This window comes from Nocardia brasiliensis NBRC 14402 (genome assembly GCF_000308475.2).
GTDB lineage: Bacteria > Actinomycetota > Actinomycetes > Mycobacteriales > Mycobacteriaceae > Nocardia > Nocardia brasiliensis.
In genome coordinates, this window is record NZ_BAFT02000112.1 from 168,531 (window position 1) to 181,591 (window position 13,061).

Annotated in this window: 15 protein-coding genes; 3 read left to right on the forward strand and 12 right to left on the reverse strand. The window is 66.3% G+C overall.

The window, feature by feature from the left end; translation table 11 throughout:
• Positions 1-145: 145 nt before the first annotated feature.
• Positions 146-2,911, forward strand: a complete 2,766-nt coding sequence (locus TY25_RS41110) for a hypothetical protein (protein WP_052383489.1) — start codon at positions 146-148, stop codon at positions 2,909-2,911.
• A gap of 265 nt (positions 2,912-3,176) precedes the next feature.
• The gene (locus TY25_RS39055) at positions 3,177-3,716 is read left to right on the forward strand and encodes a hypothetical protein (protein WP_042265152.1); all 540 of its coding nucleotides are present in this window, start codon (positions 3,177-3,179) and stop codon (positions 3,714-3,716) included.
• A gap of 53 nt (positions 3,717-3,769) precedes the next feature.
• On the opposite strand, the gene TY25_RS39060 is transcribed toward TY25_RS39055, so the two are convergent.
• Both TY25_RS39060 and TY25_RS39065 read right to left on the reverse strand, forming a co-directional pair.
• Positions 3,770-5,965: an MMPL family transporter gene (locus tag TY25_RS39060; protein WP_042265154.1), complete on the reverse strand. Its 2,196-nt coding sequence runs from the start codon at positions 5,963-5,965 to the stop codon at positions 3,770-3,772.
• A gap of 34 nt (positions 5,966-5,999) precedes the next feature.
• On the reverse strand, positions 6,000-6,530 hold the full coding sequence (locus tag TY25_RS39065) for an EXLDI protein (protein WP_146154093.1): 531 nt from the start codon (positions 6,528-6,530) through the stop codon (positions 6,000-6,002).
• A 133-nt stretch (positions 6,531-6,663) separates the two neighbouring features.
• Here TY25_RS39065 and TY25_RS39070 point away from each other — a divergent pair, with 133 nt between their 5' ends.
• Positions 6,664-6,927 carry a DUF6247 family protein gene (locus TY25_RS39070; RefSeq protein ID WP_201773754.1) on the forward strand — a complete coding sequence of 88 codons (264 nt, stop codon included), beginning with the start codon at positions 6,664-6,666 and terminating at the stop codon, positions 6,925-6,927.
• 357 nt (positions 6,928-7,284) lie between these two features.
• Here the strand turns inward: TY25_RS39070 and TY25_RS39075 are convergent, their stop codons facing one another.
• From TY25_RS39075 to rpsS, 10 genes are all read right to left on the reverse strand, one after another.
• Positions 7,285-8,490, reverse strand: coding sequence for an MFS transporter (locus TY25_RS39075; protein ID WP_226887068.1), 1,206 nt, complete (start codon positions 8,488-8,490; stop codon positions 7,285-7,287).
• A 318-nt stretch (positions 8,491-8,808) separates the two neighbouring features.
• The gene (locus TY25_RS39080; RefSeq protein WP_201773755.1) at positions 8,809-9,624 is read right to left on the reverse strand and encodes a phosphatase; all 816 of its coding nucleotides are present in this window, start codon (positions 9,622-9,624) and stop codon (positions 8,809-8,811) included.
• Positions 9,625-9,815: 191 nt separating this feature from the next.
• The gene (locus TY25_RS39090; RefSeq protein ID WP_042265158.1) at positions 9,816-10,253 is read right to left on the reverse strand and encodes a PIN domain-containing protein; all 438 of its coding nucleotides are present in this window, start codon (positions 10,251-10,253) and stop codon (positions 9,816-9,818) included.
• Positions 10,250-10,504, reverse strand: coding sequence for a DUF6364 family protein (locus TY25_RS39095; protein ID WP_014981665.1), 255 nt, complete (start codon positions 10,502-10,504; stop codon positions 10,250-10,252). The genes TY25_RS39090 and TY25_RS39095 overlap by 4 nt, the downstream gene beginning before the upstream one ends.
• A gap of 127 nt (positions 10,505-10,631) precedes the next feature.
• Positions 10,632-10,904 (reverse strand): 30S ribosomal protein S17, encoded by a 273-nt coding sequence (gene rpsQ, locus TY25_RS39100; protein ID WP_029892583.1) that lies wholly within the window; start codon positions 10,902-10,904, stop codon positions 10,632-10,634.
• Positions 10,901-11,140 (reverse strand): 50S ribosomal protein L29, encoded by a 240-nt coding sequence (gene rpmC / locus TY25_RS39105; protein ID WP_014981663.1) that lies wholly within the window; start codon positions 11,138-11,140, stop codon positions 10,901-10,903. Before rpmC ends, rpsQ begins: the two co-directional genes overlap by 4 nt.
• Positions 11,140-11,556 carry a 50S ribosomal protein L16 gene (gene rplP / locus TY25_RS39110; RefSeq protein ID WP_014981662.1) on the reverse strand — a complete coding sequence of 139 codons (417 nt, stop codon included), beginning with the start codon at positions 11,554-11,556 and terminating at the stop codon, positions 11,140-11,142. Before rplP ends, rpmC begins: the two co-directional genes overlap by 1 nt.
• A gap of 4 nt (positions 11,557-11,560) precedes the next feature.
• Positions 11,561-12,367 carry a 30S ribosomal protein S3 gene (gene rpsC / locus TY25_RS39115; protein WP_029892584.1) on the reverse strand — a complete coding sequence of 269 codons (807 nt, stop codon included), beginning with the start codon at positions 12,365-12,367 and terminating at the stop codon, positions 11,561-11,563.
• Positions 12,368-12,772 (reverse strand): 50S ribosomal protein L22, encoded by a 405-nt coding sequence (gene rplV, locus TY25_RS39120; RefSeq protein ID WP_029892585.1) that lies wholly within the window; start codon positions 12,770-12,772, stop codon positions 12,368-12,370.
• A complete protein-coding gene (gene rpsS, locus TY25_RS39125; RefSeq protein WP_014981659.1) occupies positions 12,769-13,050 on the reverse strand; it encodes a 30S ribosomal protein S19 in 282 nt (93 codons plus the stop codon). Before rpsS ends, rplV begins: the two co-directional genes overlap by 4 nt.
• Between the last annotated feature and the right edge of the window lie 11 nt (positions 13,051-13,061).

Genomic DNA, 13,061 nt, shown 5'->3' on the forward strand with positions numbered 1-13,061 from the left:
GAGCGCCTTTTCGGGGCGGACAATTTCGCACATGTTTTCGAGCGTCGGCGTTGACCGCGGCCGGTGGCCGGTTTAGTCTCACTCCGATCACACATACGTTCGAGCAAGTAGGTCTGCTGCACGATCTGCTCCGGGAAGGCTCGCGATGCGCGACGAACAATCGACCGGCAGTTCCGAAATCGCCGCGTTGGCGCAGCGGGTCGAAACCGCCCGCGGCAAATTGCCACTGCAACACGATGCCGCCCTGTTCGACGTGTTGTCCGAAGACGAAATCGCGGCAGAACGCGAACTCGCGGAATGGGTTCGCGCGCAACGGCGCAAACAGCGCAAGCGCGCCGTCGAAGCGGAACTCGCGGCGGAGAAACGCGACCGGCGCACCGCGGCCCACATTCGCCGCTCCGATGAAGACGACGCGCGGTGGCATCGGCGCGCACTGGCCGCGCGACGACGGGTATCCAGCCAAGACGCCCGGCTCGCGCAGTTGTACCGGCGGGCCGAATGGTCCTCGCGCGCACTGATCGCGGTGGTCGTGCTCGGCATGGTGTGGGCCGGGGTGAACGTGCAGCACAACCTGGTACCCAGCGGCGACATGTCCGACCCGCTGTACTGGCTGAGCTACGGCATCGAAGCGATGATCTCCATCCCGATCATCACCATCATGGTGGCCGCCACCACCGCCGCCCGCTGGGGACGCGAACTCGACCGCGGCAAAGTGGTGTTCTTCGAAACCGCGTTGCTCGGCACCACCATCGCACTCAACGCGGGACCGCATCTGGCGTCCGGCTCCTACGGGCAAGCCGCGGAATACGCGATCGCACCCGTCATGGTCGGCGTCGTGATCTGGTTGCACGCCTGGGTTTCCGCCCGCTACGCACTACTCATCGACGGCGCGGCCGTGGTGGATCCCGAGCCCGGCATGCTGCGGCGGCCGGCCGAACGCGGATTCACCCTCGACGCCCCCGACGACCGCGCCTGGTTGCCCACCCGGGAAGTGGACGGTGGGCAGTTGAGCAGCGGGCTCGCACCGGCCGAGCGTGCTGCCTTCCCGTCCGCCGATGGCGACCAAGTGCGGCATCCGGCCGCAGCCGCCGGTCAGGCGACCGACCTCCGCACGGCCCAGGCGGTTTCGATCGCCGAAGAGTATGCGGGCACCGTCGATAGCCACTCGCGCGGGGACACCTCCACCCTCCGCTCCGCCGCCAACGGACTTGCAGCGCAGGGGCTTACCGGCGTCAATGGTCACGAGCTGGCGCACTCGGTCGAGTCGGCGGCCTCGTCGACCAATGGGCATTCGTTGCGCGCGAACAACGGTCACACCGTGCCTGTGGTCAATGGGCGGGCGAGCCACGCGCACGGATCCACCGGTTCGGTCACCAATGGCCGGGCTGTCCAGGGCCTTTCGGCCGGGGCGGGCGCCAATGGCAACGGGGTGCATGGGCTTTCGCCGGCGGACGGGCACCCGTTGCCGCCGTCAGCTACCGCGGTGGGCGACGGACGGGCGGTGCACGGGACCGACCAGCCGGTGGATCGTTCGGCCAAGGCCCTCAACGGGGATCGGGAGCATGCGAGCCTGGACGATGACGGGCAGCCGCGACGGTTCGCATTCGAGGCGACTTCTGATCACCAGCGGTCGACACTGAGCACTTCGCCCGACGGTGCGAGTGAATCTACCGAGGAACATGGGGCAGCTGCCGCTCCAGTGACCAACGAACATGTGGTGCCCGGACTTTCGAGCGGCAACGAGCGGCCCCTGTCGACTTCCTCCGAGCCCGCCGGCTCGGCGACAAATGGGCACGCGTCGCCCGGGACCAACGGGCACCGGCTGGATCACGTCTTCGGCCTGCACGACGCGACGGTCAATGGGTATGCGGAGCAGGCGATTCTCGATGATCACCAGGCAGCTCCCGCGTTCCCGACGCAGGATCACCCGGAGCCGCGGACTTCCCCGGCCGACGATCTCGATGCGATCCCTACGGGCGAGCCGAATGCGTCTGCCGCGCCGCGCATGAATGGGCACGACGTGCCGCATTCGCCCGCGCCGAACCAGCACGGCAGTAACGGGCAGACGGTCAACGGGTACACCCGCCCCGCTGAAACACGGCCGGTGCAGGCGACACCACCGATCAACGGCGCTGGCGCGCAGCCTGTCTCAGCTGAGCAGAACGGCACGGTGCAGCAGCCTCGGACCAATGGCCATGCTGTGACGAACGGTCATGCCGTCAACGGACGGACCGGCGCGGCCAACGGTCGGCCGCTGACCAATGGGGACGAGGCGGCCCGCGCCAATGGGACGAACGGGCATGCCATTCCGCTGTTCCCGATGCACGAGGTAGCTCGCGAACAGCCCGGCCCCGGCACCGCGGTCCCGCCGGTGAACGAGCCCAGCGCCGAAGCGCCGCGCGGCGACGATCCCGAAGAGCCTCACCCTGGTGACCCCATCAGGAAAGCCGCCGCAACCATCGCCGACACGGTCGCCCAGGCGATCTCGGGTGAACCCGCGCCCAAGCCCGCTGTTCGCCGGAAGCCCGCTGCGCACAACGGCGCTCGGGCGGAGGCCGAGATCGAGCAGCTGGTTTTCGAGGAACCCACGGAACCGTCCCGGCCGCGCGCTCGCGTCGAGCCGAGCAGCGTCGTGGCCCGCGCCCCGATCGAGCCGGAACCCGAGATGTTCGACGACGAGGACGAAGACGAGTTCGACGAGGACAACGAGATCGCGGTGATAGCGCACGAAATCGTGCGTCGCCGCATGTCGAACCTGCCCGCCGCGCAGCTCACGGAGATCCTGCGCCTCGCCGACGAGGCCTGGGCGACACCGGGTATCGCGAACGAGGTCGGCGTGTCCCGCGCCGCCGTCGATCGTGCCGTCGAGGCGGCCATGAAGGTACGCAGACCGTACGCGATCAGCGGCTAGCCGGCACTCCGCACCCCTTCTGTCACTCCGCACCCCTTCTGCCTTCCCGCACCCGAAGCCGCATGCCAGCGCGGGTGCGCGGATACAGAAGGGTGCGCTTGCGTTCTCCTCGCGATACCTCCGTCACATCGTCTATACGGCGCCGTATATCGCGCGCTAACCTCCATCTATACGCAACCGTATAGATGGATCGAACGGCTCGTCGCACGCGCCGACCAGGTCGATCCGACGCCGGAAACGGCGTTCGCAGTCGAAGGAGCCTGCCGTGCCGAATCAGCCCACCACCGTCCAGACCGGCGACCGGAAGGACGCGCCCGCAAGCGAATTCGAGCCCGCCGTGCTCGAACTCCGGGACATTCCCGCATCGTTGCGCGCGCTCGGCACCCTCGCCGACGCCGACTACTCCGACGCCTTCACCCTGAGCACCGACGCGGGCCCGAAGTGGACCCCGGACCAGTGGGCGCACGCGGCCTTCGAAGACGTCGCAGGCCTTGGCGGACAATTCATCTGGCGGGTGCTGCTCGGCATGCGGCTCGCGTGGCGGCGCTCGTCCGCGCATATCGCCGGATGGCGGATCGCAGGGCACGGGGACGACTGGATCCGGCTCGAGGCGCACTCGTGGATGCTCGTCGGGCAGCTCGTGATCAAGGTAGAGAAGCAGCAGGTCACCCTGCTGACGATCATCAGATACGACCGCCCGCTCGCCGCGACCGTCTGGCAGCGGCTGTCCGTCAAGCACCGCGGGCTGGCCCCCGGTCTGCTCCGCGACACGCTCGCGAAACTGGCGGCAGGCTCTCGCGACTGAACGACGAAGGCCGCCCTCCGGATCAACCAGAGGGCGGCCCTTGTCATTTCGGGTTACTGCCGTCGTTCACCGGCGTTGGACCAGCCACCGCCCGCGGGAGCGGGATCGTGCCTCAGGTCCGGCCGTTCACCACTCCCGGCGGACGGGCCCGCGTCGCCGGGCCGCTCGTCCCCGTGCCCCGGCCACCAGGCCCGGTGCCCGAGCAGCGCCGTCAGCGCCGGCGTGAAGAACATCGCCATCACGAAGGCGGCGATGCCGATGCCGACCGAGATGGCGAAGCCCATCTGCGAGAGCACGTTGTTGCCCGCGAGCATCATCGAGGCGAACGTGCCCGCCAGGATCACCCCGGCCGCCGCGACCGTCGGGCCGGTGTGCCGCAGGCTCAGTGCCGCAGCCTGTTTCGGGTCATGGCCTTCGCGTGCTTCCTCCCGCAACCGGGCGACCATCAGGATGTTGTAGTCGGTGCCGAGCGCGACCACGAACAGATACATGATCAACGGCAGGGTGAAGATCAGCCCGGAATTGCCCTGGATGTGCTGGAACACCAGCACCGCAGCGCCGAGCGTCGCGGCGAAGCCGAGGAACACCGAGGCCATCAGGTACCACGGTGCGACCAGGCTGCGCAGCAGCAGACCGAGCACGATCATGATCAGGATCGCCGCCACCGGGAACACGATCAGATAGTCCCGGTTCATCGCGTCCTGGAAGTCGACGAAGACCGCGGTCAGCCCGCCGACGGCCGCCGTCGTACCCGCCGGAGCCGCCGCGTGCGCCGCATCGCGCAGCGGGCCCTCGACGGTTTCCAGCGCAGCGTCCGATTCCGGTGCGGCAGTGAGGGTTACCTGGAACTCGGCGATCGCCTTGTCCTGGGACAGCCGCGGCTCGCCCACCTGCCCGACGCCGGGCACCTCGGTCAGTGCCGCGCGGAAGGTCGTGAGCTGCTCGACCGTCAACGCGCCATCGGAACGGAGCAGGACGTCCGAAGGCTGCGTGGCGCCGGCGGGCATGCCCTTGAGCAATTCCTTGTTGTAGACCACCGATTCGGAGGCGTCCGACGTCGAGCCGGAACTCAGGTCGAAGGTCGGGTTGAATCCGACGGCGAGAATGCCGAGCGCGACGAGCAGACCACCCGAGGCCAGCGCGAACGCGGCCGGACGCCGCCCCAGCGCCGCACCGATCGCGGCGAAGCGCGCCCCCTTCGGCTCGGCCTGCCAAGCCTTCGACGGCCAGAACACCTTGGTGCCCAACAGCGAAACAACCGCGGGAATCAGCGTCAGACCGGCGAGCAGGGCCACCGCGACCGCGATCGCCAGCGCCGGACCGAGCGCCCGGAACATGCCGAGGGTGGACAGCGTCAGCGCCATGAAGGCGATGATCACCGCGCCCGCCGCAGACGTGATCGCCTCGCCGACGCGGGTCACCGCGCTCACCATCGCGGTCTTGGGATCCTCCCCCGCCCGCAGCCGTTCCCGATAGCGGAACATCAGGAACAGGATGTAGTCGGTGCCGACGCCGTACAGCACGACGAGCAGGATGGCGGTGACCGAGCTGTCCACCTGCAGATCGAAAGCCTTGGCCACCATCGCGATCAGGCCGTTCACCAGGCTGGAGACCGCGCCGATGGTGATGATCGGCAGCAGCGCGATGACCGGACTGCGAAAGATGATCAGCAACAACACCAGGATCAAGGCGATCGTGGCGATGCCGATGATCGCCATGCCCTTCTCGCTCGACTCGGTCTGATCGAGCATCTGCGCCGCTTGCCCGGTGATGCCCGCCTTCAGGTCGCTACCGCGCACCTGGTCCTGCAGCGCGGTGCGCAACGCTTTGACCGCGTCGCTTTGCGTGGTGTCGCCCGCGCTGGTCACCTTGGTCATCTGCACCGCGATGATCTGGATGAGCTTGTTCTCCGACGGCGGAACCACCTGCAATCCGGTGACGTCCTTGATATTCGCCGCGGTGAGCTTTCCGCCGATCGCCGCGACCGAAGCCGCGTCACCCTCGCTCAGCGGCGCCTCGTCGGCTCGCTCGAACACGATGATCGCCGCGGGGGCCGCGCTCTGCGGAAAGGCCTTCTGCTGCATCTCCATTGCTTGAATGGATTCGTAATGCGAAGGCAGGAACGCGGATTGGTCGGTGGTGGACTTCAGTTGCGGTGCCGCCGCGACCACGCCGACGATGATGAGCAGCCACAGGCCGATCACCTTCCACGGATGGTGAACAACCAGGCGCCCGAGTCGAGCAAACATGGGGGACAGTTCCTTTCGGTATCCGAGCCGTGGCTCAGATGTCGAGATCCTCGATAGGGGGATGTTCGTTCACCGCGTCGAGCGTGCGGAAGATTCTGGGCGGGACCAGATCTCGCAGCTCCTCGGCGGTGTCCACGATGTCGAGCGCGTAATCGCTCCAGGCGCACCGTTCGAGATCCAGGCCGCGCCAATTGGTCTTCTTCAGTTCCTGCACCCAATCGCTCATCAGCGACAGGTCGGTCCAATCGGCCGCCTGGCGATGCACGACGTACTTGCCTTTCCGGGTCACATAGAGCCGAATCAGTTCCACACCCGTTTTGCTGAACTGCTTCGCCTCACCGAGCTTGCGCCCGTGAAAACGCTGCTTGCGCGTCCCACCGGGACCGACCGGCAGCACGACCTCAGGCAGTTCCGCCGACTCTTTCCGGAAGTCGACCACCTCCACCTGCTGCGATTCCTCAACCATGATCAACTCCATTCGTCGATGCGCATACGCGCATAGCTCCATCCACGACGCACCAGCCACCCCGACCCCCACTTCGTCCGACCCGAGACGGTCAAGCACCCTCCCCAACCGTCCGACCCACTATAAGTAGATGTATACGTATAACGCAAGACCCAAACCAAACCCACCAAAACTCCAGGTCTGGACACCACAACCCCGGGATCACTTTCGGCATCCAGCTATCGTCAGTGGCATGACCGCCACGTATGCCTACGACGAACAGCCGAGCAGTGGACACCCGCTGCGCCCCGGCGCGTCGCCCCAGGACATTCGCTCGGCGCTACTACCTACCGACCGCGAAGAGTTCGACATCGCGTATGAGCAGGCTCTCGTCGAGGCGCGCAAGAGCCTCGACCTGACCGAACTCTTCCGCACCCTCGAACTCCGGCGGCGCACCGCACTTCTGCAAAGCGACCGCGAAAGCTATCGCAACGTCGTGCGCAAAGCGCCGAGCTGATGACGGGTGCTGCGGTCCCCGAAGACGAACCGCTGGAAGTCACCCGCGCCAAAGCCGACATGTAGGTGTACAGAGTTGAGAACGACCCTGACGTAGCTCAATAGATCGCAGCCCTCCCGATACCCGCACTCGCGTCGTTCGCGGAGCTGCGAGTCACCCTCGAAGTCAGTCCGTGGAGCGGCGATTCGGTCAACCGCGCGAATCCCGACGCGCCGGTGCGAACGCTGCCGTTCGGAGTGCACCACGAAGGACTCGCGACCTACCTCGTCGTGGAACAACGCCGCGAGGTCCACCTGCTCATGATCCAGTGGATCGGTGACCTCGGCTGATTCCGCAGCAGCCGTGTCCGCAGAAGATTCAGGATGCGATTCCGCTGACCGGCGAGGGAGGTTTTGCCGGGGTGGGGTTGCGGCGGTTCATGAGGCGGACGAGGAGGGCCAGGCCGGCGCCGAGGGCGATGCCGAGGAGGGCGGCGGCGGCGAAGCCGGCGGAGAAGCCGCCGGCATCGATGGCCAGGCCGGCGAGTGAGCTGCCGATGCCGTTGCCGAGGGTGAGGGCGGCGCCGTGCCAGCCGATGGCTTCGCCGCGGCCGCCCTCGGGGACGATGCGGCTGACCTGGTCGAGCGAGGCGGTGACGGTCGGTGCGCAGAACACGCCCGCGATGAGACCGGTGATGGCGAGGGAGATCGGGCCGACGACGAAGGCCATCGGCAGGGTGACCACGCCCAGGCCGAAAAGGAGCAGGTAGGTGGAGATCGCGCGGTGCAGGGCACCGTAGACCAGCCCGCCGATGATCGACCCGAAACCCCAGATGGCCAGGACGATGCCGAGCCACTGTTGCGCATCGAACTCGCGCATCGCGGAAACGAAGGTCAGCTCGGTCGCGGCGAGAACCGAAATGGCAACGCTCGCACCGACACACAGCGCGACGAACTCGACGCGGAACCAGCTACGGCGCGGTATCGCGGGCGCATCGGCGGCGGGGTCGGCCGAGCGCAGCGGCGGATTCATGATCCACAGCAGCACGCCCGCGAGCACGAGACCCATTTGCGCACAGAACAATACGATCGTCGTCGACCAGACGCTCGCGGCGGCGACGCCGATGATCGGGCCGACCATGAAGGCGGCCTCCACCGACACCGCCTCCAACGCGAGCGCGGGCTGCCGGTTCTGCTCGGTGGTCGCGGCGATCACCGCCTGCCGGACCACGGAAAAGATCGGCACACTGAACAATCCGGCGATCGCGGCCAGAATCAGCAGCGGCACATAGTCGACGAACGGCGCGATCGACCAGCACACCGCCTCGATCACGATGGACGGCAGGATCGTGCGCCGCAACCCGAACCGGTCCAGCAGGCGGCCGCGCCACGGCCCGCTGAGCGCGATGCACACGGTGACAACCGTGCTCAGCGCGCCGGCCTGGGCGTACGATCCGTCCAACGTCTGCACCACATGCAACGCGAGCAGCACCGCGCCCGCGAAAAATGGGATACGTACGAGCGATCCGAGCAGGAGAACATTGCGCACCGCCGCGCTCGCCAAAACCACCCGATACGCCCGCACCGACCGAGCTTGGCACGCCCCGGGCACCCTCCGCCACCGATTTATCCCATGAATTCTGTTACCCACGGGAACCAGCTGCGGCCAGCCGGCACGCGAGCCGAGGGACGCCCTGCTCGAACAGCAAGATCGCAGAACGGCGGCATGCAGGACAGTGCCGGATCGCCCGAGGCAGCCCAGTTCTCACGCGCCGACATCGCGGCGTTTACCCGGCGGATGTGCCGGACTTTACACCCCCCGACTACGCGGACGCCTTGGTGCTGCCGACCAAACTGCGCTCATGAGCGGGCACGTCCTCCGGCGCACAACCCCCGAACGGGTTCAGGAGACCAGCCCCGCACGATCGAGCAGGTAGGTGGTCAACGGTTCGTAGTACTCGGGAAAGACACCGTCGTCCAGCGGGACGGTGACGGCGATCTTGCCTTCGGCGTGCCCGGCGAAGAGCGCCGGGTCGTTCGAGTCGGCGAAGCCGACGGTGTCGATACCGGCTTCGCCCGCCGCCCCGGCCCAGCCGTGATCGGCCACGACGAGGTCGGGCCAGCCCGCTCCGTCGGCGAGTTCGTGCAGCATCGCCTGCATCGGCTGCGGATCGTGCGTGTGTTTCAGGTAGCCGTTGGTGCCGAGCGCCGCCACCCGCGACGTGTAGACGATTTCGCGACGGGCCGCGCCGTTGGGCGTGGCGATCCGATACGACCAACCGGCGGCCGGGGTCAGGACCGTACATCCGTTGGCGCGCAACGCATCCTCGACCGCGCGATAGACACCCATGAGCGTTCCCGGATGCCCGGTCGCGAGCAGTACCGTTTCCTGGCGTTCGGCGGCGCGGCCGATGCGGGCACCCATCGCGTCGAGCGCGTCGAGGGTGAGTTCGGGATCGATGGTGTCCTGCCCGTGCCGATGCCGCGGATCCGGGTTGACGCCACACAGTTGCGCCATCATCGCCAGCGTTTCGGTGAACGTCCAATCCTTCAGCGCCAGTCCGAATTGGTAAGCCGGGTCCTTGTCGACCATCCTGCGGTAGTGCGCCAGGTTTCCTTCGCGTGGTGTCGCGACCTCCCCGGCGATCTTGGCTTTCAACAGGTGCTTACGCAGCAACATCCGGTCGTTGGACTGTCCTGCTTCCCGCGTGGATTCCACTGGTCACACCTCCGCATCGACCGACTGCGCGGGCGTCGGTGCGCCGAGCCCCGACCTGCCGCAACACAATCCGACAGTACAAGGCACGACGGACATCCCGCAGAACGTCGGCATGTCGCGGGCCGAGTACGGCATGCAGATTTCGAATTCCGCGACAACTCGAGTCGGCGGGAACTCCGCGGCGAACAAACCTATTTCGGCAGATCGACAAACGGATTGCGCACTTCCAAACCCGCGAACTTCCGCCCGTGCTGCAGATCTTCCGACAGCAGGTACTTCGCGCCGGACTGCACGGCAGCCTCGACGATCAGCGCGTCCCACCAGGACATGGTGTGCGTCTCCTGGAGGAATGAAGCGCTCACGACGACCAGCGGGTCCATGTCGATGGCGCACCATCCGCTGTACAAGGCGACTATGCCACGGGCCTTCGCCTGACTCATCCGCGGCGTCAGCTTACGAGTGGCAATGTTGTAGAACTCCTGAAGTACCTGAGTACTGAGTGCGCCGGTTTTGCGGCTCCACAGGCCCTCCAAGATGGTCTGCGCAATCTGATGATTTCGACCGGCATCTGTATCGTGCGCATAGACGAGGATATTGGTATCAATGAAGGTGCGCCCCAAGTCCGTCACGAGTACCTGCGCTCCCCCCGGTCATACAGCTCGTCGCGGCTCCAGGTGATAGTCCCACCATGCCCTGTCGCCTCCGCCATCGCTTGCAATGCAAGCTTTTTCGCATACTCGTAGCGATCGACATCTTGGGCGAGCTCGCGCACCTGCTGCGCAAGCAGCGCGCTGATGGAAGTACCCCGATGGGCAGCGATCAGCTTTGCCTGCGCGATCACCTCTTCATCCAGCTGGATGGTCAGGTTCCTTTTGGACATGCCACAGGATATCACGTGGAGCACGTGAGAATCACGTGGATTGCGGACCACGCACCGAACGGCCGCTACGACAAAGGCCCGCCTCCCGAAACGGGAAGCGGGCCTTCGACTTTCGGACCGAGGAGGCTTACTTGGCCTTCTCCAGCACCTCGACCAGACGCCAGCGCTTGGTGGCCGACAGGGGTCGGGTCTCCATCAGCTGGACGCGGTCGCCGATGCCGGCGATCTCGTTCTCGTCATGCGCCTTCACCTTGGAGGTGGTGCGAATGATCTTGCCGTAGAGCGGGTGCCGGTTACGGTCTTCCAGCTCGACGACAATCGTCTTGTTCATCTTGTCCGAGACAACGTAGCCGGTACGAACCTTGCGGCTGTTGCGCTCTTCCACTTTCTGCTCGCTCATGCCGCGTCTCCCTTGTCAGCGGGTCCGGTGGCCAGACCGAGCTCGCGCTCGCGCATGACCGTGTAGATGCGCGCGATCTCGTGACGAACCACGCGCAGCCGACGGTTGTTGTCCAGCTGACCCGTCGCCATCTGGAAGCGCAGGTTGAACAGCTCTTCCTTGGAGTCGCGCAGCTTCTGCACCAACTCTTCTTCGGTGAGCTCGCGGAGCTCTGCGGCCGGTGTTTCAGTAGCCATCAGAACTGCTCCTCCCTGGTCACGATCCTGCACTTCATCGGGAGCTTGTGCATCGCGCGGCGCAGGGCCTCACGAGCGATCTCCTCGTTGGGGTAAGACATTTCGAACATCACGCGACCGGGCTTGACGTTCGCGATCCACCACTCCGGCGAACCCTTACCGGAACCCATGCGGGTCTCGGCAGGCTTCTTGGTCAGCGGGCGATCCGGGTAGATGTTGATCCAGATCTTGCCGCCACGCTTGATGTGACGGGTCATCGCGATACGCGCCGACTCGATCTGCCGGTTGGTCACGTAGGCCGGCTCCAGCGCCTGGATGCCGAACTCGCCGAACGCCACCGAGGTGCCGCCCTTGGCCATGCCGGAACGACTCGGGTGATGCTGCTTGCGGTGCTTGACCTTGCGAGGCATCAGCATTGCGTCAGCCCTCCTGTGTCTCTGCCGGTGCGTCGGCCACCGCGGTGGCGGCGCGTCCGGCCTCGGTGCTGGTCGCCGTGGTACCGGCGGAACCGGAGCGACGCGGGCGAGACGGACGCTCACGGCGCGGACGATCGCGATCGCCACCGGCCGGTGCGCTCGCGGCAGCCAGCTCACGCTTGCCACCGACGATGTCGCCCTTGTAGATCCAGACCTTCACGCCGATGCGACCGAAGGTGGTCTTGGCCTCGTAGAGGCCGTAGTCGATGTCGGCGCGCAGCGTGTGCAGCGGCACCCGACCCTCGCGGTAGAACTCCGAGCGCGACATTTCGGCGCCACCGAGGCGGCCCGAGCACTGCACGCGGATGCCCTTGACGTTCGGCGAACGCATGGCCGACTGGATGGCCTTACGCATCGCGCGACGGAACGCCACACGGTTCGACAGCTGCTCGGCCACGGCCTGAGCAACCAGCTGCGCATCCGACTCGGGGTTCTTGACCTCGAGGATGTTCAGCTGCACCTGCTTCTTGGTGAGCTTCTCCAGCTCGGCGCGGATGCGATCGGCCTCGGCGCCACGGCGGCCGATGACGATGCCCGGACGAGCGGTGTGGATGTCGACGCGAACCCGGTCACGGGTGCGCTCGATCTCCACCTTGGAGATGCCCGCCCGCTCCATGCCGGTGGCGAGGAGCTTGCGGATGGCGACATCTTCCTTCACGTAGTCCGCGTACTGCTTGTCCGCGTACCAACGCGACTTCCAGTCGGTGGTGATACCGAGGCGGAAGCCATGGGGGTTGATTTTCTGTCCCATTTACTTTGCCCCTCCCTTCCGGCGGTTACGAGTTGCTGCTCCACCGGCGGCGGGGATGCTCTCGACCTCGATGGTGATGTGGCTGGTGCGCTTGCGAATACGGAACGCACGGCCCTGGGCACGCGGCTGGAACCGCTTCATGGTCGCGCCTTCGTCGACGTAGGCAGTCGAGATCACCAGGGTCGACGGGTTCAGGCCGAGGTTGTTCTCGGCGTTGGCCGCGGCACTGGCGACGACCTTGGCGACCGGCTCGCTCGCGGCCTGCGGCGCGAACTTCAGGATCGCCAGGGCGTCCTCGACGCGCTTGCCGCGGACCAGGTCCACGACACGACGTGCCTTCATCGGGGTGACGCGAACGTGCTTTGCCGTCGCGCGGGCAGTCGGATTCTGAGTCTCAGTCGTCATCGCCGCTTGCTCTTCCGGTCTTCCTTGACGTGGCTCTTGAACGTCCTGGTCGGCGCGAACTCACCGAGCTTGTGCCCGACCATGTTGTCCGAGATGAACACCGGCACGTGCTTGCGACCGTCGTGGACGGCGAAGGTGTGGCCGATGAAATCGGGGATGATGGTCGAACGACGCGACCAGGTCTTGATGACCTGCTTCGTGCCCTTTTCGTTCTGCACGTCCACCTTCGCGAGGAGGTGGTCGTCGACGAACGGGCCCTTCTTGAGGCTGCGTGGCATTTCTTACCTCC

What these genes read in the sequence shown, in the direction of transcription:
- TY25_RS41110 (WP_052383489.1), top strand. Translation starts at nt 146, where the DNA reads ATGCGCGACGAACAATCGACCGGCAGTTCCGAAATCGCCGCGTTGGCG.
- TY25_RS39060 (WP_042265154.1), bottom strand. Translation starts at nt 5,965, where the DNA reads ATGTTTGCTCGACTCGGGCGCCTGGTTGTTCACCATCCGTGGAAGGTG.
- TY25_RS39070 (WP_201773754.1), top strand. Translation starts at nt 6,664, where the DNA reads ATGACCGCCACGTATGCCTACGACGAACAGCCGAGCAGTGGACACCCG.
- TY25_RS39095 (WP_014981665.1), bottom strand. Translation starts at nt 10,504, where the DNA reads ATGTCCAAAAGGAACCTGACCATCCAGCTGGATGAAGAGGTGATCGCG.
- rpsQ (WP_029892583.1), bottom strand. Translation starts at nt 10,904, where the DNA reads ATGAGCGAGCAGAAAGTGGAAGAGCGCAACAGCCGCAAGGTTCGTACC.
- rpmC (WP_014981663.1), bottom strand. Translation starts at nt 11,140, where the DNA reads ATGGCTACTGAAACACCGGCCGCAGAGCTCCGCGAGCTCACCGAAGAA.
- rplP (WP_014981662.1), bottom strand. Translation starts at nt 11,556, where the DNA reads ATGCTGATGCCTCGCAAGGTCAAGCACCGCAAGCAGCATCACCCGAGT.
- rpsC (WP_029892584.1), bottom strand. Translation starts at nt 12,367, where the DNA reads ATGGGACAGAAAATCAACCCCCATGGCTTCCGCCTCGGTATCACCACC.
- rplV (WP_029892585.1), bottom strand. Translation starts at nt 12,772, where the DNA reads ATGACGACTGAGACTCAGAATCCGACTGCCCGCGCGACGGCAAAGCAC.
- rpsS (WP_014981659.1), bottom strand. Translation starts at nt 13,050, where the DNA reads ATGCCACGCAGCCTCAAGAAGGGCCCGTTCGTCGACGACCACCTCCTC.